This is a genomic window from Nostoc sp., from assembly GCF_036916985.1.
Classification (GTDB): domain Bacteria; phylum Cyanobacteriota; class Cyanobacteriia; order Cyanobacteriales; family Nostocaceae; genus Nostoc.
Window position 1 is genome coordinate 20400 of record NZ_JBALFD010000022.1, and the last position, 21383, is coordinate 41782.

At 43.0% G+C, this 21383-nt stretch carries 18 protein-coding genes; 2 read left to right on the forward strand and 16 right to left on the reverse strand.

Annotated elements, in window-relative coordinates; all coding sequences use genetic code 11:
• Window positions 1-312: 312 nt before the first annotated feature.
• The 7 genes from recG to V7L07_RS08410 all read right to left on the reverse strand — a co-directional run bounded on the left by recG (window position 313) and on the right by V7L07_RS08410 (window position 8258).
• Complete coding sequence (gene recG / locus V7L07_RS08380) at window positions 313-2817, reverse strand: ATP-dependent DNA helicase RecG (RefSeq protein WP_335056788.1); 2505 nt, start codon at window positions 2815-2817, stop codon at window positions 313-315.
• A gap of 85 nt (window positions 2818-2902) precedes the next feature.
• Window positions 2903-3745, reverse strand: a complete 843-nt coding sequence (locus V7L07_RS08385) for a hypothetical protein (RefSeq protein WP_335056789.1) — start codon at window positions 3743-3745, stop codon at window positions 2903-2905.
• 216 nt (window positions 3746-3961) lie between these two features.
• On the reverse strand, window positions 3962-4906 hold the full coding sequence (tsf, locus tag V7L07_RS08390; protein WP_179063811.1) for a translation elongation factor Ts: 945 nt from the start codon (window positions 4904-4906) through the stop codon (window positions 3962-3964).
• Between the two features lie 238 nt (window positions 4907-5144).
• Complete coding sequence (gene rpsB / locus V7L07_RS08395; RefSeq protein ID WP_335057086.1) at window positions 5145-5939, reverse strand: 30S ribosomal protein S2; 795 nt, start codon at window positions 5937-5939, stop codon at window positions 5145-5147.
• A gap of 219 nt (window positions 5940-6158) precedes the next feature.
• Window positions 6159-6326 (reverse strand): hypothetical protein, encoded by a 168-nt coding sequence (locus V7L07_RS08400; protein ID WP_335056790.1) that lies wholly within the window; start codon window positions 6324-6326, stop codon window positions 6159-6161.
• A gap of 343 nt (window positions 6327-6669) precedes the next feature.
• Window positions 6670-7410, reverse strand: coding sequence for a Uma2 family endonuclease (locus tag V7L07_RS08405; RefSeq protein ID WP_335056792.1), 741 nt, complete (start codon window positions 7408-7410; stop codon window positions 6670-6672).
• 50 nt (window positions 7411-7460) lie between these two features.
• Window positions 7461-8258 (reverse strand): HAD family hydrolase, encoded by a 798-nt coding sequence (locus tag V7L07_RS08410; protein ID WP_335056794.1) that lies wholly within the window; start codon window positions 8256-8258, stop codon window positions 7461-7463.
• A gap of 106 nt (window positions 8259-8364) precedes the next feature.
• Here V7L07_RS08410 and V7L07_RS08415 point away from each other — a divergent pair, with 106 nt between their 5' ends.
• Window positions 8365-9186 carry a hypothetical protein gene (locus V7L07_RS08415; RefSeq protein ID WP_335056796.1) on the forward strand — a complete coding sequence of 274 codons (822 nt, stop codon included), beginning with the start codon at window positions 8365-8367 and terminating at the stop codon, window positions 9184-9186.
• Window positions 9187-9237: 51 nt separating this feature from the next.
• On the opposite strand, the gene V7L07_RS08420 is transcribed toward V7L07_RS08415, so the two are convergent.
• From V7L07_RS08420 to V7L07_RS08460, 9 genes are all read right to left on the reverse strand, one after another.
• Window positions 9238-9945 carry a DevA family ABC transporter ATP-binding protein gene (locus V7L07_RS08420; RefSeq protein WP_335057088.1) on the reverse strand — a complete coding sequence of 236 codons (708 nt, stop codon included), beginning with the start codon at window positions 9943-9945 and terminating at the stop codon, window positions 9238-9240.
• A gap of 74 nt (window positions 9946-10019) precedes the next feature.
• The gene (gene devC, locus V7L07_RS08425; protein ID WP_335056798.1) at window positions 10020-11174 is read right to left on the reverse strand and encodes an ABC transporter permease DevC; all 1155 of its coding nucleotides are present in this window, start codon (window positions 11172-11174) and stop codon (window positions 10020-10022) included.
• A 189-nt stretch (window positions 11175-11363) separates the two neighbouring features.
• A complete protein-coding gene (locus tag V7L07_RS08430) occupies window positions 11364-12788 on the reverse strand; it encodes an HlyD family efflux transporter periplasmic adaptor subunit (protein WP_335056800.1) in 1425 nt (474 codons plus the stop codon).
• A 1206-nt stretch (window positions 12789-13994) separates the two neighbouring features.
• Window positions 13995-14732, reverse strand: coding sequence for a phycocyanobilin:ferredoxin oxidoreductase (locus V7L07_RS08435; protein ID WP_334778102.1), 738 nt, complete (start codon window positions 14730-14732; stop codon window positions 13995-13997).
• A gap of 138 nt (window positions 14733-14870) precedes the next feature.
• Window positions 14871-15464: a Maf family protein gene (locus V7L07_RS08440; protein ID WP_335056802.1), complete on the reverse strand. Its 594-nt coding sequence runs from the start codon at window positions 15462-15464 to the stop codon at window positions 14871-14873.
• Window positions 15465-15576: 112 nt separating this feature from the next.
• Window positions 15577-16122: a photosystem II reaction center PsbP gene (gene psbP, locus V7L07_RS08445; protein ID WP_179063821.1), complete on the reverse strand. Its 546-nt coding sequence runs from the start codon at window positions 16120-16122 to the stop codon at window positions 15577-15579.
• 227 nt (window positions 16123-16349) lie between these two features.
• The gene (locus V7L07_RS08450; protein WP_335056804.1) at window positions 16350-16679 is read right to left on the reverse strand and encodes a ribulose bisphosphate carboxylase small subunit; all 330 of its coding nucleotides are present in this window, start codon (window positions 16677-16679) and stop codon (window positions 16350-16352) included.
• Window positions 16680-16725: 46 nt separating this feature from the next.
• A complete protein-coding gene (gene rcbX / locus V7L07_RS08455; RefSeq protein ID WP_335056806.1) occupies window positions 16726-17133 on the reverse strand; it encodes a RuBisCO chaperone RbcX in 408 nt (135 codons plus the stop codon).
• 102 nt (window positions 17134-17235) lie between these two features.
• Complete coding sequence (locus V7L07_RS08460) at window positions 17236-18666, reverse strand: form I ribulose bisphosphate carboxylase large subunit (RefSeq protein WP_335056808.1); 1431 nt, start codon at window positions 18664-18666, stop codon at window positions 17236-17238.
• A 1594-nt stretch (window positions 18667-20260) separates the two neighbouring features.
• Between V7L07_RS08460 and V7L07_RS08465 the strand changes: the two genes are divergently transcribed.
• Window positions 20261-21367 (forward strand): ligand-binding sensor domain-containing protein, encoded by a 1107-nt coding sequence (locus V7L07_RS08465; protein ID WP_335056810.1) that lies wholly within the window; start codon window positions 20261-20263, stop codon window positions 21365-21367.
• The last annotated feature ends 16 nt before the right edge of the window (window positions 21368-21383 follow it).

Here is a 21383-nt window from a genome sequence, read left to right on the forward strand (position 1 = left end):
CTATTATTTCGCTCTACGAGATACCAAAGGCGATCGCGCTACGCCACGACGCTCGCTCGTTCGCTCTTAGCGTCTCCCTTTGGGAGAAGACTCGCTAACGCTGCGCTATCGTTAACGTGAGTTCGACTGGTCATATCATGTTCACCCAAAAGACCTCTCCCTGGTTTTACTACGCAAAATCTGTCCCTCTCCGACTCGGAGAGGGACAGACTTGAACTTTAGTTCAAGGCAGGGAGAGGTCTGTCGAACTCACGTCAAGTTAAGGCAGATGCCTAACCCACAATATTGGATAATTTATTTCTTGGAGTTTCCTTAGGTTAAAATTGCCCCACCCATCAATCGCTCATACCGATACTTCAACTCTTCTTTCATCAAATACCAACGCTCTAAAGTTGCATCCATCTCTATAATTTTTTCTGCTGCTTGCCGCGCTAAAAGTAAAACTTCTTCATCTTCAAGCAAACTCGCTAAGGTAAAATCTGGCACACCTGATTGACGAGTTCCCAGTACTTGCCCTGGTCCACGAAAACGCATATCCATCTCAGAAATGAAAAAACCATCCTGAGATTGTTCCAATACCTTCAAACGTTGTTGAGCATCAGGACTTCTGGAACTGCTCATCAACAGACAGTAAGACTGAGCCGCGCCACGACCGACACGCCCCCGTAGTTGGTGCAGTTGTGATAAGCCAAATCGTTCCGCATTTTCAATGAGCATCACCGTAGCATTCGGTACGTCTACACCAACCTCAACAACGGTAGTAGAAACTAAAACCTGTGTTTGGTTATCACGGAATTTGGTAATAGATTCATCTTTTTCAGCTGAACTCATTCGACCATGCAGCAGCCCCACTTGAAAGTCGGGGAAAATGCTTTCCTGTAACTTTTGATGCTCATCAACAGCCGATCGCAAATCTAGTTTTTCTGATTCTTCTACCAAGGGTAAAACCACATAAACTTGTCTACCTTGGGCAATTTCTCGGCGGATGAGGTCATAAGCATGGTTGCGTTGCTGACCTGACAATACTGTTGTCTGAATCTTTTGTCGTCCTGGTGGTAACTCATCAATCTGGCTGACATCTAAATCCCCGTGTATTGTCAGTGCTAGGGTTCTAGGAATTGGGGTAGCTGTCATCGTTAAGACGTGGGGTTGCTCGCCTTTTTGCTGCAAACGCGCCCGTTGTTCTACCCCAAAGCGGTGCTGTTCATCTATCACTACTAACCCTAGCTGTTGAAAGTTTACAGGGTCTTGAATCAAGGCATGGGTTCCCACTAATAGGGGTAATTCACCAGTTCCTAACTGAGAATGTATTTGTCTTCTTTTCGCAGCTTTGGTGGAACCTGTCAGTAATTCCACTGGTAAATGCAAGAGATTAAACCAACTAACTAACTTGCGATAATGTTGTTCTGCCAAAACTTCTGTGGGAGCCATCAGCGCCGCTTGGTAGCCAGATTGAATCGCCGCGAGGATAGCCAGCACGGCTACAACTGTTTTCCCAGAACCGACATCGCCTTGCACCAAACGATTCATTGGCACGGATTTTTGTAAATCGTTAAGAATGTCGTTAAGGACTCGTTGTTGTGCGCCAGTGAGTTGAAAAGGTAGTATTTCGTAAAATTTCTCTACAAGTTGACCGCGTGGGACGAGGATGGCGCTAGTTTGAATCGCTCTTGCTTGCTGTTGACGTTGCAGTAAACCAAGTTGCAGATAGAAAAATTCATCAAACACTAGGCGACGACGGGCAACTTGTAGGGCGGTGCTATCGCTAGGAAAATGGATATTAGCGATCGCATCTTTCAATTCTATCAAACCATACTTCTGCCGCAAACCACTTGGCAGAGGGTCTTTCAGGTTAGCCGCAGCAGGCAAAGCAGTAATTACTGCCTGTCGTACTGTATTCGCCACCACGCCCTCAGTTAGTCCATAAATTGGCACTACCCGCCCAATATTTAGTGACTCAATCGTATCTCCTGGATTTGCCAAAACCTCTAGTTCGGGATTATCCAGTGTCAAACCGTATTTACTTTCTTTCACCAACCCACACGCCGCCAGAATACTACCGACTGGATAACGGCGTTTTAAACTTTCTTGCCAAGCGCGACTGCTAAAGCGCGTACCTGCGTAAAAACGACCAATTTTGATTTGACCGCTATTATCTTTTACTACGAGTTCTAAAATTGATAATTTCTGATTTTTTGGGCTAGTAAAGCAGTTGCAACGCTTCACTGTTGCCACTATTGTCACCGTCTCACCCGCCTGTAACTCGCGGATATTCACCTGACGCGCATAATCAATATGGTCGCGAGGATAGTAGAAAAGCAAATCGCGGACAGTATGTAAACCAAGCCTTGCCAAATTATCAGCTTTTTTAAAACCTATTTCTGGCAAATCACTGAGTTTTTGCTCAATTGTTGGTGCAAGCCTCCGACTGACCTCAGCAACAATTGAAGATTTCGGATTTTGGATTTTTAATTGATTAATTCTCCCCTGCTCCCTGCTCCCTGCTCCCTGCCCTCTGCCCTCTGCCCCCTGCTTCCCTTGCTCCTCTTGCTGTAGTTGTGATAGATACCTGCGAGTCTCTGCTACTAAATGTTGTCTTTCTTCCAATGCTAGATGTGGATAACTGGCAAATTGCACCGCTAGTCCTTGCCAACGGCGGCGTTCAGTTTGGGGTAAGCCTGTTGGGAATTTGCCCAAAGTTAGGCTCAAAAATTCACTGAAACGATATTGTCTGCCCACCAAGTCTGTAAAGCCATGTTCAGCTTCTATTGCCAAGGCTTTATGCAATCGTATCCAATCTGGTTTTTCATTAGTCATTGGTCAGCAGAGTTAGAAGTTAGGGAGTTAGGAGTGAGGAGTTAAGAGTTAGGAATAAATAACTCATAATTCATAACTCATAACTTTATTCAAACCAACTAGAACGCCATGCGGCTTCAGCTTCCGCGATCGCTTTTTCCCGATGTTTCTTTTGATACTCCCGTCCTAGCTTGTTTAGCTGAACTAAAATATTGCGGATTTGCCTGCGTTCAGAGGAGAGTGTCACATCAGCAAATTCTATTTCCCCTAGCCGCAGGTTAATAGCCATAATTTGTGTGAGTCCAGAATCTTCTAACTGCTGCTCATTTTCAATTTCAATTACTAAGTTTAATAAGTTTGGTGGCCCTGGCATTACCTCGGAAGATGCTTCTGATGCCGCTGCCGCCGCTGCTAAAATCGGTTCTGGTAATTTTTTGGGTAATATCCCAGCTTTTTGTAACAAAAGATTAGCATCGTGCGAAAGTTTTTTCAGTATCTCTTGCGTGACCTCTTCTAATTTCTGTTGCCATGTTGCCAGTTCTATAGGATTAGAGGTATCGGGTGTAAGAGGCTCAGGGATAGACTTGTCTAGAGTCACAGAAGATGAAGAAGTAACATTTTCCTCATCTCCCTCATCTCCCTCATCTCCCTCATCTCCCCCAGTTTCCTCACTTTTAATATAAATGAGCAATTGTTCAGCCGCCAGTTGACCTAACTTGCGGATGGCTTGTTGCAATTGTTGCCGCTGATTCAATGACAAGTGCAGAAAGTTTTCGGGATACCCTTGGGTACAGAGGTGGTAACTTGCGAGAATCAACTGTTTTCGGACAGCTAGCCCTAAGGTGGCTAGATAACTAGCATAAGCGGTCTGTAGTTCTGTTGCGATCGCTCGGATCGCTTCTTTCAGTGCTGCAATATCCTGCTCAATTCGCTCGATTGCTCTTGCCATATATTTTCGTTCTTGCCCATCTGAACCATTAAATAGTACAAATGTACAAATTTATTTTAGGATAACTTTCCAGAGAATTTTAGATTTTAAATTTTTATATTTTAAATTAAATGCGATATTTCGCGTCTGTAATAAATAAAATACAGGTCAAGCAAATAGCCTGACCTGTTTTGTCATTAATCATTTGTCCAGAGTCTAATGACTAATGACTAATAATTAGACGCTGCCAATTTGTGCAGCAACTTCATCAGCAAAGCTAATTTCTTGCTTTTCAATGCCTTCGCCAAGTATATAACGGACAAAGCGAGTTACTTGAATCTCTTCGCCTAATTGCGCCTTCGCTTGCTTCAAGAGGTCTTCCACAGAAATACTCTGATCGCGAATGTAAGGCTGATCGAGCAAAGTCAATTCTTTTAGGCGTTTTTCAATCCGTCCCTGAACAATTTTCTCTTTGATGTTATCTGGCTTGTTCGCCAAATCGTCCTTACCCAATTCAATGTCTTTTTCCTTTTGGGCAACTTCGGCGGGGATTTGGTCTACGCTTACGTACTCGACATTTGGGCAAGCCGCAACTTGCATTGCAGCGTTCCGTGCCAAGGTTTGGAACTCTGAATTAGCAGCCACCGACTCAGTTTGGGAACCCAGTTCTACTAAGACACCAACTCGACCGCCAGTGTGAATGTAGCTGTCTACGATACCTTGTGTGCCTTCTGCTATTGCATAATTAACAAAGCGACGCACTTGGATTTTTTCACCAAGGGTGGCAATAGTTTGCTTGATGAATTCTTCTACAGTACCACTTTCATTCTCAATATAGGGTTGAGCGAGCAAAGACTCAACACTATCAGCTGTCGCTGCTTGCTTTGCTAGGTTCTTAACTAAAGCTTTAAAAGCCTCGTTACGAGCAACAAAGTCTGTTTGACAGTTGACTTCTATGAGTACTCCGACTTGACCACTAGGCTGAATGTAAGTTTCTACCAGACCTTCTGCCGCAATGCGATCGTTTTTTGCCCCCGCCTTAGAGATGCCCTTTTTCCGTAGCCAGTCTGCGGCTTCTTCTACGTTGCCTTCAGTCTCTATCAGCGCCTTTTTGCAGTCCATCATGCCGGCACCAGTTTTTTGGCGTAGCTCTTGGACGAGTTTTGCAGATATTTCCGCCATGTTGCCTCAATTCCTAACTTGACCTCGAGTTGTAATCGCTCACCTAATTTAGTACTGAGTACTGAGTTTTGTTAGCGTTAACGGGGCGTTTAGCCCGTGCTGAGTTTTGAGTGTTCAGTTATCAATTTTATTCTTCATTGACAAATCACAACTTACAACTTCAAAAATCAAGACTCAGGACAATTCAATTTGCCGAGTCTTTCTATCTTACTCAGCACTCAGCACTCAGCACTCTTCACTATTCTTCTGTTTCCTCGTCGGGGATTACGGCATCAGTATATTCGGTTTCTTCGTAGTCATCGTCATACTCACTGCCGTCGTAATCTTCGTCATACTCTTCAGCTTCCAGCTGACCGTGACGACCTTCATAAATGGCATCCGCCAATTTTCCGACTATCAGCTTAATTGATCTGATCGCATCGTCGTTTGCGGGGATGGGGATATCTACTACATCTGGGTCACAGTTTGTATCCAACATGGACACAATAGGAATATTCAGCTTTTGGCATTCTTGAACTGCGTTATATTCCCGCCGTTGGTCTACAATTACCACGATATCGGGTACTTTCCGCATTGTTTTAATGCCGCCCAAGTATTTCTGAAGCTTCGTCATTTCCCGACGTAGCATCGATGCTTCTTTTTTCGGCAATAAATCTAGTGCGCCAGTTTCTTCACGGCGTTCTAAATCTTTCAAGCGATCTACCCGTGTTTTGATGGTTGCCCAGTTGGTCAACATTCCACCTAACCAGCGTTGATTAATGTAGTGGGAACCACAACGGCTGGCTTCTTGGGCAATAATTCCAGCTGCTTGGCGCTTGGTGCCGACAAAAAGAAATTTCTTCCCTTGTTCTGCGTTTGATCGCATGTAGTTGTAAGCATTATCCATCAACTGGGCAGTTTGCACCAAGTCGATAATATGCACACCATTGCGGGAAGTATAAATGTAAGGAGACATTTTTGGGTTCCAGCGCCGGGTCTGATGCCCAAAGTGAACCCCTGACTCCATCATCTGAGCCAATGAAACTACTGGCATATATTTTTCAACTCCGATTCGGGTTAAACCTCCATCCAAGTGTATTTCCCAACTGGGAAACACCCGAATTCTTAGATGTGCGAGATTAGTTAACCATACTAGGTTAGCATATTCCGAAGTGTTGTAGCTGGTTGACAGAGTAAGGGCAAAAAATAGCTTTGCCAACTCAACAACTGAGCAACGCTATGCTTGTATTTGAAAATATTGCTATTTTAAAACCTACTTGCGGTCTTCTTGCTCCTTGGGTTTGGGTTTTTGTCGCCGTTGTTCTACCTGATCGTCGATAGTTTCTCTCATTTTGCGATCAGCAGCGTCCATTGCAGAATACTTAAAGCGGTTGATTATGCCACTGAACAAGTTGCTAAAGAATCTTTCGATTTCTTGCATAATTTTATACCTCAATATTTAAAGGTAAATTCTTGACTCGACATTAGCCTTGGACTTTTTAGTGGAAGTGGGAAATGAAACGCTAATCTGTACTTGAAGTATCTGTTAGTCTCTTAGCGTATTTAAGTACTTAAAGGACTGGCGGTTTGTTTATCCTTTAAACAGTTTTGCTTGAAAATGACTGTATAAAACAATATTCTCAATCAAATCAGTATTGTTGAGACTTAAAAGATTGAAACGCTTTGGACGTTTATATATTGTATTCTGTCTAAGGTAATAAATGTGGCAAGGACACAGGTAACAAATTGTTTCCTTGGCAAAATCGTGGGCACGGGACTGTATGTTACTCAATAGTATCAGGGTCTACATTAAGCGATCGCAACCTCGCCTTTAATTGTTTTATCTGCGATTCTGCCTGTTCTGCTCGTTGGCGTTCCTGTTCTGCTCGTTGGCGTTCCTGTTCTACCAGTTCTTCTGCCTGCTGTCTTGCGAAAACTTCCTGCCTTAAAGCCTGTGCCAGTTCATCAGGGATCAGTAATTTTTCGCCTGTATCCTCTCGGTAAAACCCAATTAGCCTTCCCTCAATCACCAACCGCAGTTGTAACGGTTCACTGCGTCCATCTTCTATAGGTTCGTAGATTTCTCCCCGCAGGCGATAGCCACGTAGCTGTTGTTCTACCCACTCGCCTTTAGGATCAAATAGCCAGTATTCCTTGACACCTAGTTGCTCATAGAGGGTCTTTTTGAAGATTTCGTCTTGTCCCTTTGTCCCAAAGGATGTCATTTCAAAAATAACTGTGGGTACTTGACCCTCTTCCCAGATTTTATAGTTGTCCCGACCGCCGGATGCAACATCAAAAATCACCATTACATCTGGAGCTACCCGCAATTTGGGAAAACCCTGTGCATAGTAAAGAAATTGATTTCCCAATACTGTTGCTTGACGATTTGCCAAATACTGTTTCAGGACTTCTAAGGTAGTTAGTAAGGCATAAAGGTGGTCGTAGGTTTCTGCCACTGGTTGACCATCAGCACTGGGGTAGAAGATTTCTGATTCGACACTAACAGGTAAAGTAGCTGTCATGGTTTTAAACTCAGTGCTACGAGATTATTGTAGAACAACTCAACTTCTCTCTAACTTGAGATGTGCAAGCTTTTTAAAATATAACTAGATAACTCACAAAATCCTTCCCCTTCGGCAGCAGTGGTAATGTAAGCAGGCTGATATTTCAACTGATTCACATATTCCAGCACGTTAGCTACGCCTACAGAAACAGGAAAATAACGCCGATCGAATAAACTTTCATCATTGGGGCTATCGCCAACAGTGACAATTTGTTCTGGTGAGTACTGGGGAAAGTATTCGCGCAATACTTGCAACAATCCCACAGCTTTATCTTGACCTTGGGGTTTAATGTGACACTGCACGTTGCTATAGGTAAATCCCCAGCCTATTTGTTGACAGAGATGATCTAGGGTTTGTAGTTCGTCTTGACGCAAACCAGCGACATCAAAAGTCCAGTCGGTGAGGCGAAAGCGATTATCAGTAGATTCTTGAATTTGGGGAAATTTGGTTTGTAAATCCTCAAAAGTGGTAGCCAAATGCTGGCGATGTTGAGCTAAGTCGGGAATGGGTGTTAAGATTACTGGTTTTTGGTTCCCTGGTGGAAAGTACAAACCGCCATTTTCTGCGATCGCACCTGCTACTGGCATCAAACTACTCAATCCACTTACCCACCCAGCAGAACGTCCTGTGACAATCAGCACTTTCATGTCAACTGCGGCTAAATCCTCTAAAGCTTGCAGCAGTGCGGGAGTAAATTTTCCTCCTCTAGTTAGAGTGCCATCCATATCTGTGGCTATCAGACGAATATTGCTCAAGGAAGTAGATGAAATCTCAGACAGGGCAGGGAGGCTCAAATGTCTGGACATAGGCGGTTTGTAAAAAGCTTGTAAAAAATATTAATCATACAGCAAGATGGCCTTGGTTTTTTGGGCATCCTAAACATCAGGAGTCAAGTTTTTCAGTTTCCCAACCATGCCCACTTCGATGTTTCTTGCCCAATCCTCTGGGACAAAGACTAAAAAGGCATCCCACGAAGTGCCAGCAAGTAATCCTCAAATACCACCATTATTGTTGGTAACTTCTGGAGGACTGGCTTTAGCGGTGATTGCTTTGATTGTGTATAGCAAGCTCCAGAAGGATCAGCTGGAGAAAAAACTCAAGTTTGAACAATTCCGCGCGCGAGAACTAGAGAAAAAGTTTAAGCTGGCGCTGGAAACAATTCGCAAAATGGAAACTAATCCCGATTTGGTGAACTCACGGGACTTTAACCTAGATTATCTGCGAATGCGGATGTCAGAGGAGGTGTTTCATTTTGCAATTCTGAATCAAGTGAAGATTCAAATCAAAGAGAAAATTTCTCAAGCCCTGCGTCCAAATCAAGCCCAACAAGGATCGGTTGGAATTGCTAATAGCGCTGGACGGCAAGTAGATGAAATTTTTGATGTAGAGTATGAAACTGGTAGTCCAGGGAACTCTGCTAAACGAGTGCTGTTTCGCATTCAAGTTCGCTTAATGAAGTTACCGACGCAAGCAACTTCTGCAACTATTAGTCAAATTATTGACTGTATAGAAACTTACTTAAGCCCCATAGAAGACGAAGATAGTTGGCAACCAATAATTCAAGGTCGGATTGCTACTATGCATTGGGATCAAAAGGCTAAACCTACGCCTCTACTGGTGCTAGAACAATCGAATGAGGGCGTAAATGTAACGTTCCGTACTAGTCGCCAACCAAATACCCCAACTCCGCCAAAGTCACCTGGAATTAAAAAATCAGGCTCGGCTAGACAATAAAATATAGCTGTCATTGGTCATTGGTCATTCACAAAGGACAAATGACTAAAATCATGACTGAATGGCTGTATTTGCGGAATTACGGGTTAAAAGACCATCTTCCATTTCTACTATGCGATCGGCTATGTCTAAAATGCGGTTGTCGTGTGTCACTAATAAGATAGTCGTTCCCTGATTTTTGGCTAGACTCTGCATTATTTCCACGACATCGCGTCCTGATTGTTTGTCTAATGCGGCTGTTGGTTCATCTGCTAGCACTAGTGGGGGACGATTCACTAGGGCGCGGGCGATCGCAATTCTTTGTTTTTGTCCACCAGAAAGATTGTCTGGGTAGTAATCAACTCGTTCTTCTAGACCAACTGAACCCAGCATGGCTTTTGATTTAGCCACTGCTTCTGCTTGAGAAATATTATCGTTCAACTCTACCGCCATTTGCACATTTTGCTTTGCTGTCAAGAACCCTAGCAAATTGTGAGCCTGGAAAATATAACCAATGTTGCGTCGCATCTGCACCAGTTTGTTTTGACTGACGCCAACAAGTTCTTCACCTAAAAATTTTAAACTTCCCTCTTGTACAGACCGCAAACCACCAATTAAGCTCAGTAATGTTGTTTTGCCTGAACCTGATGGCCCGGTCATAATTACAATTTCACCCGGATAAATTTCTAGGTTGATGTCAAATAATATCTGTTTTCTCAGTGCGCCTTTGCCATAGTAGTGATTGAGGTTTTTAATGGCAATTACAGGTTCTTGTTTCATCATAATTTTGTTAGCTATAAGTTAGCATTTTTGAGATGTAATTTTAGTCTCTGTCAGAAAATGATTTCTATTAATTAAAATATATCTGCTGGATCGGCAGCACTTAATTTTCTAACTGCGATCGCACCAGAAATAATACACATCAGCATAGTCAGAATCAATACCATTACCGCTCTATCAAAACTCATAAAAACTGGTAAAAGTGTTGCAGTTCTGGCGCTGTTATACATAAACAAGGCAAAAACTATTCCAGGACAATATCCTAAAACGGCTAATAGCAAAGCTTCTTGAAGGATGACTGTCAATAAATAGTTTTGTGTATAACCTATTGCTTTTAAAGTAGCATATTCAGCTAAATGATCTGCAACTTCTGTATAAAGAATTTGATAAACAATTACAGTCCCAACAATGAAACCCATGACAGTACCTAATGTGAAAATAAACCCAATAGCTGTACTATTCGCCCAGTAACTCCGCTCAAAATCAATAAATTCTTGTTTAGTTAAAACATTTACCTCATTAGGTAAATACTTTCGTAATTCTTGAGCGACAACATTAGCATCTGCTCCCGGCTTTAATCTAATTAGTCCAATATCAATTAATCCTTTTTGACGATTATTAAATATCCGCAGAAAGTTAAGATCACTCGTAATTAAATTCCCATCTGCGCCAAATGATGCGCCTAATGTAAATAGTCCTTCTACTTTAACTCGCCGCCTCCGCACTTCTGCTGTTACAGTCTTTCCTTGATCGTAATTGGCAGCAATTGGCCCATACTCTACCCTAGAAGAACGGTCAAATAGAACTACATCAGGTAGTTTAAGTTTATCTAAATTTTCCTGAACTCCAGGTAAGTTAACTAGGTTAGTTTCTGGGTTCATTCCAAATATCAGGATACTACGAGGACGGCCTGTTAAAGGATTTTTCCAAATTGTAAAATCTAAATATATCGGATGTACTGATTGAACTGCGGGTAACTCTAAAGCTTTATATAACCGTCGTTGAGAGAAGCTTCTCATCGCCAATATAGCGTTAGATTGACTATTAATTAAAACAATATCACCTTGCAAGCTGTTATGGAATCGAACGTTACTATAATACAGAGCATCCCGGAAGCCGAGTTGCATAAACATTAAAATATCAGCAAAAGCAATTCCTGCTAAAGCCACAGCTAGGCGAGTTTTTTCTCTTGTCAGTTGTAGCCAAGACAGAGGAATTTTTTGATTCATTTTATAGGCATCCCAGCACAGTTAAGATGATTCGTAATGACGCTCTCTACGAGACGCTAAAAGCGTAGCTTGCTTCCCTATAAGGGTACGCGAACTCGCTACTGCCACGCTAACGTAATTCGTAATTAAGAACATTTCAATCCAAAATATCAAATCGTAAATTGGTATTGCTGCTCGCCTATAACTTAATTAGTTATTAATATCGACAACAACCTTGGCATAAGTTAAACCAGAAACTTTCTGGCTATCTTCTGGAGACAGAGCAATTTTAACTTCTACAACTCTGGCATCCACATCTGCTGCTGGATCTGTATTCAGCACATCTTTTTTACCAATTTTTCTGCCGATTTCTGTGACAGTTCCTTTTAATTCACCGCTAAATGCCCCATTGTCGCTGGTGATAGCGGCGTTTTGGCCAAGACGCACTTTACCAATGCTGTCTTCGGCAACTTCAGCAATTACAAACATTTGGTTGGTTTGGCCAATTTCAGCAATACCATTTGCGCCAATTGCTTCACCCGATTTGGTATAAACCTTTAAAATCTCTCCAGCAATTGGTGCTTGAACGTAGCTCAATCTCAGTTCTGCTTCAGCTTTTCTGACATTTGCGATCGCATTGCTAACTTGAGCTTGCGCTACTTGCACATCGGTCGGACTAACATCTAAAATTCTGCTCAGTTTGGCTTTTTCTTCATCGATTTGTCTTTGCAAAGTTGCTAAAGTTTTGTCACGGTTAACTTTGGCTTCGATGAGTTGCTGTTGCAAAGTTGCTAAATTTTGGATTTGATTCGCTCTCGCCTCAGCAAGTTGCTGTCGTATAGTTGCCAATGTTTGCTTTAGGGTAGCTTGGCTTTCAGCCACCTGTTGATTAGAAGTTATTGCACTCAAGCGTCTACTATCCCGCTCTTGCTGAGAAATTGCACCTTCTTTGTATAAAAAATCATAGCGTCCAGCATCGACTTGGGCATTACGCTGTTGGGCTTTAATACGTGTAAGTGTTGCTCTCAGGGCTTCTCTTTGCCCACTGAGTTCAGCTTCTAGGCGATTTACTGTTGCTTGTTGGACAAGTTTATCTCCACTCAACTGGGCTGCAATCCTAGCGATCGTTGCTTGTTGACCATCTCTTTCTCCAAGTAACTGCGCTTGTAGACGAGCAATAACTGCTCTTTGAGCTTGAATATCTCTTGGAGATCCAGCCCTGACTTGCGCTAAATTTGCCCGGGCTTCTTGCACTTTCGCTTTTGCCTCTTGTAGTCCGGCTATTTGGGTATCGCGGTTGTCCAAAATTGCCACAATTTGACCTTGCCTTACCTTTTCACCCTCTCTCACCAAAAGCTGCTGAATTCGTGACGATGGTGCTAATCCTGATGATGGGGCGGACAATTTAACAACTTCGCCTCGCGGTTCCAAACGCCCTACAGCACTAATGCTATTGCTAGATGGCATTACAGGTGCAGATGTAGTTAGTTTTCTCAGCTGCTCGATTTTAGCTGTGCCTAGTATGCCAGCAGCAATTACTACTGGTACAGCTACAGCAATACCCCACCAAATCTTTGGTTGTTCGCTATTAAGCGTCTGTTCACTTGGCTTTGGCTTTTCAGTCACCCTTGACATAGTATGTTGCCCATTTACCTGAATTGTGCTGATGGAAGTAAAAATAAAAGGGTTTTTAATCAACAGCCAGTCCCGTTAGGACAAGCAACGGTGGTTTAAAGCTGGGTATGGCTTAAAAATCCATTGTGTGATGAACGCTCAACACTATGGCTTTGCAAAATGGTGTTTATTTGTATGCAGTACACTTTGACCTCTCTCTAAATCTCTCTCCTAAAAGGGGAAAGACTTTGAATTTTCCCACTTTCTGTGACGGGAAGGGGGTTAGCGGGTTAAGTCTGTATTGAAACCCAGAAGTGCTATAGTAGCTAGCTATTCAATAAGGGAACTCCAAGAAACAAATTATCCAATATTGTGGAGTGGGCATCTTGCCCGCTCTATGGACTGGGCTATCGTGTCGCCCCACAAGAGTTAATTGGATATTTTTTATTTAGAAGTCCCTAACTCTGAGTATTATTGAGACCTGAGTGCAATGGAAGTTAGCAGAATTCACAAGCAGTATGAATCTAGAGTAGAGACGCAATATATTGCGTCTCTACAAAAAATTCTAAATTGGTATGATGCGGTACTTTACTGCTACATTTACCACGGCTATAGTTAGTCAAAAAATTGAAAAGAAACATCAAAATAGACTGTTGCCTTTGTTGGATACAATCTTGCTACAAAAGTTAGTCTTCCTTAAGTGAATCAACGATTAACTAACTAAAAAATATCTGTCAATTTGAGCATTCTTAACATTAGAGTTTCCTTAACTTTCTGGTCAATGAGTTAGCTGTCTCTAGTTGCTTGCACCTACTAAGACAACAAACCATTTTGTGATATTTGCTTCAAAGACCTTACTACTCTCCCTGCTGCTGTTTTGGGACTCCATTAAACTCTCGTTGAATGAATTCTACATTTATCCGTTACCTGAAAACGTAACAGAACCTACAGATGAGGGAGATGGGAGAGATGAGGGAGATAATTCAATACGGTTCAGTTAAGGCTAAAATCCTTTTTTTTAACGAACCGCAAAGGACGCAAAGGACGCAAAGGAAGAGAAGGAAGAGAAGCTTAACTGAACTGTATTGGGAGATAATTAACTAATTTTGGGGGTTTAAGTTGCATAGCAACTAACAGAGTCAAGTTTTGTGGCTCTTGTCTTATAAGAGTTACAAAACTTAATGACGTTAGCGAGTCCGTGAACGTCATTACGAATTACGAATTATTTTAAGTTGGGAGATCGAATAAAACTGTGGTCATATAATTTTCTGCCCAAGCTGGGCCAAAGGCTTTTTCTAGTACGCGGCGGGTTTTATCGTTTTGCTGCTGTTTGGTGCAATAGTTGTGTTGTCCAGCCAGATTTTGTGTGACTTGTTCAACTGAAACAGGACGTGAGGCGATCGCTTGGGTACAATGAATGTCTAAAAATTCTCGCACCCGTGAGAGAAACATTGCTTCTTCTTCTGGGGAACTGGGGCGGACAAAGATGCAAAAATCTGAAAAGATATTTCCCCATTCAGGTAATTCACGGGGTTGGGAAAAGTTGAGTACTGTTAGTTGTGTCAGTGCTGAAGTATAAGATTCTGGTAAGGTGCGTTCTACTTGGATAGGAGAAAGGTCTGCGATCGCAGCACTAATTTGACCTCTACCCCCAACTAAATCACAACCAAACATCGGTAGGTTGTATTCTGGACGGGGAAACATGACGCAGTGCAAAATATCCAGCATATTGCCGATTTTTGCCAGTTCCAAGTGCATTTTCCGAAACTGGGGCGTTTGATAGCAACGGTTTTCAATCGTCAGTTTTTCGCCTTCTAATCTACCTTCCACATACCCCAACTCATTAGGCAAATGGTAGGGAGATAAATCCAGGTGGTGATGCCAAGCTGCCTCAATACAATCAGCTAGCTGACGAATTAGGGGATGTTGTTGCTCACGCAGCGAGGGCATAGAAGTAAATGACATAAGCTAGTTGGGAATGCGATCTAATGGCCAGTCTACAACCAGTCGTGCCATACCTGTTGTGGTCTGCAATATAAGCAAACACTTAATGGGGATTGGGGATTGGGGATTGGTCATTGGTTATTAACTTTGGACAAAGGACTATTGCCAGAAATCTGTGACATCGTATCCCAGTTCCGCAAGCATGTGCCGCAGTAGGGGTAAACTGAGTCCAATGACATTGCTGTGACAGCCGGCGATTTTTTCTACGAAGAAACTACCAAAACCCTCAATGGCAAAGGCACCGGCACACTTGAGGGGTTCACCTGTGGCAACATAAGCTTCAATGGCGCGATCGCTCATTTGAACAAAGTAAACTCTTGTAACTTGAGACTTGACTAAAGTACGGTTTTGGTCTATATCAATTAAGGCGTGACCTGTGTACAAATCACCAAAGTTACCTTGCATTATCTGCCAACGAGCGATCGCTTCAGAAGTGTTTGTTGGTTTGCCGTAAATTTCACCATTCATCGACAAAACTGAATCACAACCCATAATCAAAGCTGATTCAAACTGCGGGGCTACAGTTTTTGCCTTGTAGTCGGCAAGAGTTTTAACCAATTCTGCTGGATCACTTAGTTCAATTTGCGACTCATCAAAGTCACTAGGTCGAACTATCGGTTCAATACCAACAGTTTGCAGCAACCGGCGTCGGGCTGGGGAAGCTGAAGCAAGTACAAAAGGTGGAATTTTCATGAGATTTTAGAAAAATTTGTTAATTGGGCATTGGGCATTATCTTTATTTTTGATATTTTCTCTTCCCTTTTCCCTATTCCCCACTCCCTATTCCCTATTCCCTACTCCCCGATTAATAAACAGAAAAAGAATTAACAACCTCATCAATCATCCGTTTAACTTTCTGCCAGCGTTTTTCAGGAATTGAGGCGTTGAGGGTAAAAAGTTTACCACGACTCACAGCAACACTGGCGATGTTGTGACGTTCTTGTTGATTGGGGAGTTTAACCTCATACTCCAAAAGGTAGTATGTTTTACCGTCTACTTCTCGCTGCGCCGCATTGACTAATTCAGCCGAACGACCAGAGTCAGGAGGCGCGAGAGCCGCTTTTCCTAATTTGTATCCTACTTCTGTTGGGGTTCCTAATTCTGATAAGGTTTTCCCTTCTGGAACTGGGCTAATCACAACCGAAACGTTTTCAGACACCTCAATCAAATCGTGGAAAACCACATCTGGCCCATTGGCAACTTTAACTGGCAGCCAGCCGTTAGGATATGAAAACTGATAGCCATCACTAGTGTCTACAAAGCTTTTGAGTCCAGACGCAGCAGCTACATCAGAATTACTCAGACTGAAGCTCAACACCAATAGCAAAATTAATACAATTCGTTTCCACATTTCTATAGATTCCTTTGGGCTGGAGATAAGACAAGGCTTGCATCATTTCTCGTTTTTATTCTCCCACCAAGCGGTACGCTTCGGATAATGTATTAAATCGTGAAGTATAAATGCTTATGTTCCCTAAGGTGTAATTATAAAAAAGAGAGGCAGATAATTCTACCTCTCCTATACAGGGATAGACAAATTAATTGAACTATCCCATGATTAATTCCAACTAAATAGACTTAGTATCTGTTGGGTTTGTGAACAAGGAAGCTAAGAATTTGGCACTGTTTGATATTGTCAAAACCCACAACACGGATATAGCTGGTGTTGAATTGAGAACGGCATCCTTGAACTTCGCTCAATACTTCTTGAGTAGATTTAGCATTGAACAAAGGTAGTTTCCACAGTGTCCAATATAATTCTGTTGGCTCAGAAGTTTCGTTAAATTCGATCGCTGGAATGTAACCTTGATTCAAAATGTACTGGATCTGCTTGGCAATTTGAGCGTCAGACAGAGGGGGAAGATAAGAAAGGGTTTCGTAACGACGCTCTTTTGGTAAAGTTTGCATAGCTTTTGATAATGGGTTGCGATTTTTACTATCTAGATTGACCGAACTAATTGGATAAGTTATCCAAATTCTGATCTGAAGTTGTTTGCTGTTCTGGTTGCAGACTGGGGTTAGATGTGTCTATTCGTGTGATGCGTTCTAAATGCTGGCGACGCTGCTCCATGTTGGCTTGTTGAATGCCAGTGCGAATCATTTCCGGTAAAAATTCTGCAATTTCTTCCGCAATGTGTTCTCTGACAGTCATGATTCGCAAAGCCAAATCTGGTTTTTCTCGCAACAGTTGTTCAATAAATGACTCACCATTTTGAATTTTGCCAGACGAAAAGTTATGCAACCAAAGTTCTAATGGCGGATTAGTTTCGCCTAGCTGTGCCAATACTGTCCTTAGAGCCTGATAAGTCAGATAGCTTTGGAGAGTTTTGGCTGTGTCCTTCGCAATTTGCTTAAGATTCATGCTTGACCCCAGCCTAAAAAAGTAAAAAGTAAAAAGTAAAAAGTAAAAAGAGGGAATGGCTATTTTCTTTTACCTTTTACCTTTTAACTTTTAACTTCAAGATCAGACGGTATCCATTGCTTCAAACTCGAACTTGATTTCTTTCCACAGTTCGCAAGCAACAGCCAGTTCAGGAGACCACTTGGCAGCTTCGCGGATGATATCGTTACCTTCACGAGCCAAGTTGCGGCCTTCGTTACGTGCTTGAATAACGGCTTCCAAGGCGACGCGGTTAGCGGTTGCACCAGGAGCGTTACCCCAAGGGTGTCCTAGAGTACCACCACCGAATTGTAGTACGGAGTCATCACCAAAGATTTCTACGAGTGCGGGCATGTGCCATACGTGGATACCACCAGAAGCAACTGCCATTACACCAGGTAGAGAAGCCCAGTCTTGGGTAAAGTAAATACCACGAGACTTGTCTTGCTCAATGTAGTTTTCACGCAATAGGTCAACGAAGCCCATTGTGATGCCGCGCTCACCTTCCAACTTACCAACTACTGTACCAGTGTGGATATGATCGCCACCAGACAAACGTAGGGCTTTAGCCAATACACGGAAGTGGATACCGTGGTTCTTTTGACGGTCAATTACAGCGTGCATCGCACGGTGGATGTGTAGCAAGATACCGTTGTCGCGGCACCAACGAGCCAATGTGGTATTAGCGGTGAAACCTGCGGTCAGGTAGTCATGCATGATGATGGGCTGTTTGAGTTCTTTAGCGTACTCAGCCCGTTGTAACATTTGTTCACAGGTTGGGGCGGTGACGTTGAGGTAGTGACCTTTGATTTCACCGGTTTCAGCTTGAGCTTTCGCAATAGCTTCAGAAACGAACAAGAAGCGATCGCGCCATCTTTGGAATGGTGCAGAGTTGATGTTTTCGTCGTCTTTGGTGAAGTCCAAACCACCGCGTAAGCACTCGTATACAGCGCGTCCGTAGTTCTTTGCAGAAAGACCCAATTTCGGCTTAATGGTACAACCCAGTAAAGGACGACCGTATTTGTTTAACTTGTCGCGCTCAACTTGGATACCGTGAGGAGGCCCTTGGAAGGTCTTGATATAAGCTACTGGAAAGCGGATATCTTCTAGACGTAGTGCGCGCAGAGCTTTGAAACCAAATACGTTACCGACGATTGAGGTCAATACGTTGGTTACAGAACCTTCTTCAAACAAGTCTAAAGGATAGGCAACGTAGGCAATATACTGGTTGTCTTCGCCGGGAACTGGTTCGATGTCATAACAACGACCTTTGTAGCGATCGAGGTCGGTAAGCAAATCTGTCCACACAGTTGTCCAAGTACCTGTGGAAGATTCAGCCGCTACAGCCGCACCTGCTTCTTCGGGAGGAACACCAGGCTGAGGTGTCATGCGGAACGCAGCTAGAAGATCGGTATCTTTTGGTGTGTAATCGGGTGTGTAATAAGTTAATCTGTAATCTTTAACCCCGGCTTGATACCCAGATTTGCTCTGAGTCTTCGTTTGAGCGTAAGACATAATTTTATCCTTCCCTGAAATCACTCTTGTTAATTATCAAACCACGTTTTGTGCAACTTCCTTTCAACCTGCTCTTAGCCCCTTTTGAGCGAAGGGAAGATCAAGAAAAATTTTGTTAGGAGTTTTCTTTGGCAAAGGTTAGCAGTTTTTTTGCGGCGGACACTTTGGTAGCGGTGGTAGCCCTCCTCACCAGTGTTATCCCTTTTTAGAGATACACGACCTAGCGCTTCTACTGTTCCCTCTTGCTAAAAATTAAAATTCTTTTTTACCTCTTCTTTGCACCAACTAAACCTTCTCAATTTCACCAAAACTTCCGCTTTTTGCGGCTTGATTTCGATAATTCCCCCATAAATCGGGATATTCAGGGGATTGGGCTGGCTGGCACACATTCCCGCCTTTACACTCCTCATATCTTCTCCGTTGATGGAAAAGATACCAGAAAAGAATTTACTTGACAGAGATTTAGCAAAGTGGTGAGCGAAAGATAAAAAAATTGCACGCCACGTAATTTGTAACTTGTTTCACAATATATCAAGAATTCGATAAGTTATTCTTTGAAAGTTTTTAACTTATCTATTTAATTTTGTTATTACATAAAGATTTAAACATTTTGTTACAAATGCTTTACAAAGTGTCATTAGTGGTATTTGGGGATTGGGGATTGGGGATTGGGGATTGGGGACTGGAGACCAGGAAATAAATATTTAACGTGAGTTCGACGAATCACAATAGTGTCCATCTAATTAGCCGTAAAAAAGACCTCTAAGAAGGTTTTACCCACTCAGTGCTGAGTGCTGAGTGCTGAGTAAATTTAAGAAGTACTCAGTACTTCTACACTACGGTAAAAGCCCCGCCCCTTGTGGGCGGAATCTTCTTATAGAGAGAAGGTTGATACCCCGCTCCGGGCGGTCTTTCAACTCAGCACTCAGCACTTGGAACTCAGCACTCTTCATTATGCAAAACCGTCCCTCTCCGACTCGGAGAGGGACAGACTTGAACTTTAGTTCAAGGCAGGGAGAGGTTTATCGAACTCACGTATATTTAAATATTTAGAAACTATAAGGAGAGGGATTGAGGGTGAGGGAAACCAGGGAGTTAACAATTCAAAATTCAAAATGACGCTCGTGACGCTCGATGACTCGCTTGCCGCCGGCGCTATCGCTCTTAGCGTCTCCCTTTGGGAGAAGACTCGCTCTAAGCGTTGGCGCAGCCTCTCGTAGAGAAGGCTTTACGCTGCGCTAACAAAATTCAAAATTAAAGAAATTTCAGACGGGGATTTAGCGAGAAACGCGGTCTTGGGATGCATCCCAAGTGGAGCGATTTCTCAAGACAAACCCCGACTGAAATGGGTGCTACATGTAGATTGCAGGTTCTTAAACCCTTTAATTTACGATAAATTGTATGTTATTTAATCTTTATTGCTTAGGAATACTTTCTTATTACCCAATACCTAGTCCCCAATACCCAGTCCCCAGTCCCCAGTCCCCAATCCCCAATCCCCAGTCCCCAATCCCCAGTCCCCAATCCCCAATGTTTAAAAAATCCCAGCTAGGGGAACACTGGAGTTAACCCAAAGCTAGTTTCGGTTACGGCTATGGGTACTGTCTCCAAAGGGAATGTCACCGTGGTATTGTTTTGCAAGCGTACTAGTTTATTGATTACTTCTATTGTGTTGGGGTTGATAGCTTTACCAAGTATGGGATGGGCACAAAAAACCCCTGACGTTAATTCATCTGATGTAGCCCCCGCTTATCTACCTTCTGCACCGCCTCCGCGAGTAGAACCCTTACCCGATGAGCGAGGAGTGCAAGAACATTCGCCAGAAACAGATTATCGTGTCGCTAACTTACTGGAAGATGTTACAGGTAATCTTTGGGTAGGTTCTTGGCGCGGACTATCGCGGATTGATCCTAAAACTGGCAAGATTATTTCTCGTGTTAGCTTGCCAAATGTTGCTATTGGTGCTTTAGCCCAAGATAAAGTAGGACGTTTGTGGGTGGGAAGTTATGAAGGATTAATCCGAGTGGACCCCCGCACTAGCGAAATCACCGCGCAGAATTTATTTTTGCCTTCTAAACGCGTGTTGTCACTGTTACTTGACAAGCGTGGTTATTTGTGGACTGGAACTGATAGCGGTTTAGCTTTAATTAGTCCCGACCAAGGCTTGATTATGACAACATTAAAAAATCTGCCTGGTGTCAGCGCCAACGCCCTGACTTTAGATGCTGAAGGTCAACTGTGGGTTGGCACTCTTGATGGATTGGTACGGGTAAATACTGCTAGTGCTGCGATTATGAAGCGGATAGCTGATTTACCAGGGACAACCGTACAAGCTTTAGCTATTAGTCCAGAAGGGTTAATTTGGGCGGGAATGGCAAATAATTTGCTAGTTATTAACCCAAAAACTGGCGCAGTGTTGCGGTCTGTAACTCGCTTACGTGGGCGTGACGTGAAAGCGATACGTTTTGCTAAAGATGGTAGTCTCTGGGTCGGGACTAGTAATGGTTTGTTACGATTAAATCCAAATACAGGAGCTGTGTTAGATGCAGAAGTTGCTGGACTTCCTTCTAGTCGGGTTCTTACCCTTGCACCTGACATCGCTAATAAATTATGGATAGGCACTAGTGAAGGTCTGGCTTGGTTAATGCCCAAAACGGACAGTGCAAAACCCCATATTGCTTTCAGTCGCGCTGTTAAGTAGGGATTAGGGATTGGGG

What these genes read in the sequence shown, in the direction of transcription:
- V7L07_RS08430 (WP_335056800.1), bottom strand. Translation starts at nt 12,788, where the DNA reads ATGTCAAGGGTGACTGAAAAGCCAAAGCCAAGTGAACAGACGCTTAAT.
- V7L07_RS08460 (WP_335056808.1), bottom strand. Translation starts at nt 18,666, where the DNA reads ATGTCTTACGCTCAAACGAAGACTCAGAGCAAATCTGGGTATCAAGCC.
- V7L07_RS08410 (WP_335056794.1), bottom strand. Translation starts at nt 8,258, where the DNA reads ATGTCCAGACATTTGAGCCTCCCTGCCCTGTCTGAGATTTCATCTACT.
- rpsB (WP_335057086.1), bottom strand. Translation starts at nt 5,939, where the DNA reads ATGCCAGTAGTTTCATTGGCTCAGATGATGGAGTCAGGGGTTCACTTT.
- V7L07_RS08400 (WP_335056790.1), bottom strand. Translation starts at nt 6,326, where the DNA reads ATGCAAGAAATCGAAAGATTCTTTAGCAACTTGTTCAGTGGCATAATC.
- V7L07_RS08450 (WP_335056804.1), bottom strand. Translation starts at nt 16,679, where the DNA reads ATGCAAACTTTACCAAAAGAGCGTCGTTACGAAACCCTTTCTTATCTT.
- recG (WP_335056788.1), bottom strand. Translation starts at nt 2,817, where the DNA reads ATGACTAATGAAAAACCAGATTGGATACGATTGCATAAAGCCTTGGCA.
- V7L07_RS08405 (WP_335056792.1), bottom strand. Translation starts at nt 7,410, where the DNA reads ATGACAGCTACTTTACCTGTTAGTGTCGAATCAGAAATCTTCTACCCC.
- V7L07_RS08385 (WP_335056789.1), bottom strand. Translation starts at nt 3,745, where the DNA reads ATGGCAAGAGCAATCGAGCGAATTGAGCAGGATATTGCAGCACTGAAA.
- V7L07_RS08440 (WP_335056802.1), bottom strand. Translation starts at nt 15,464, where the DNA reads ATGAAAATTCCACCTTTTGTACTTGCTTCAGCTTCCCCAGCCCGACGC.
- devC (WP_335056798.1), bottom strand. Translation starts at nt 11,174, where the DNA reads ATGAATCAAAAAATTCCTCTGTCTTGGCTACAACTGACAAGAGAAAAA.
- rcbX (WP_335056806.1), bottom strand. Translation starts at nt 17,133, where the DNA reads ATGAATCTTAAGCAAATTGCGAAGGACACAGCCAAAACTCTCCAAAGC.
- V7L07_RS08435 (WP_334778102.1), bottom strand. Translation starts at nt 14,732, where the DNA reads ATGTCATTTACTTCTATGCCCTCGCTGCGTGAGCAACAACATCCCCTA.
- V7L07_RS08415 (WP_335056796.1), top strand. Translation starts at nt 8,365, where the DNA reads ATGCCCACTTCGATGTTTCTTGCCCAATCCTCTGGGACAAAGACTAAA.
- V7L07_RS08465 (WP_335056810.1), top strand. Translation starts at nt 20,261, where the DNA reads ATGGGTACTGTCTCCAAAGGGAATGTCACCGTGGTATTGTTTTGCAAG.
- tsf (WP_179063811.1), bottom strand. Translation starts at nt 4,906, where the DNA reads ATGGCGGAAATATCTGCAAAACTCGTCCAAGAGCTACGCCAAAAAACT.
- V7L07_RS08420 (WP_335057088.1), bottom strand. Translation starts at nt 9,945, where the DNA reads ATGAAACAAGAACCTGTAATTGCCATTAAAAACCTCAATCACTACTAT.
- psbP (WP_179063821.1), bottom strand. Translation starts at nt 16,122, where the DNA reads ATGTGGAAACGAATTGTATTAATTTTGCTATTGGTGTTGAGCTTCAGT.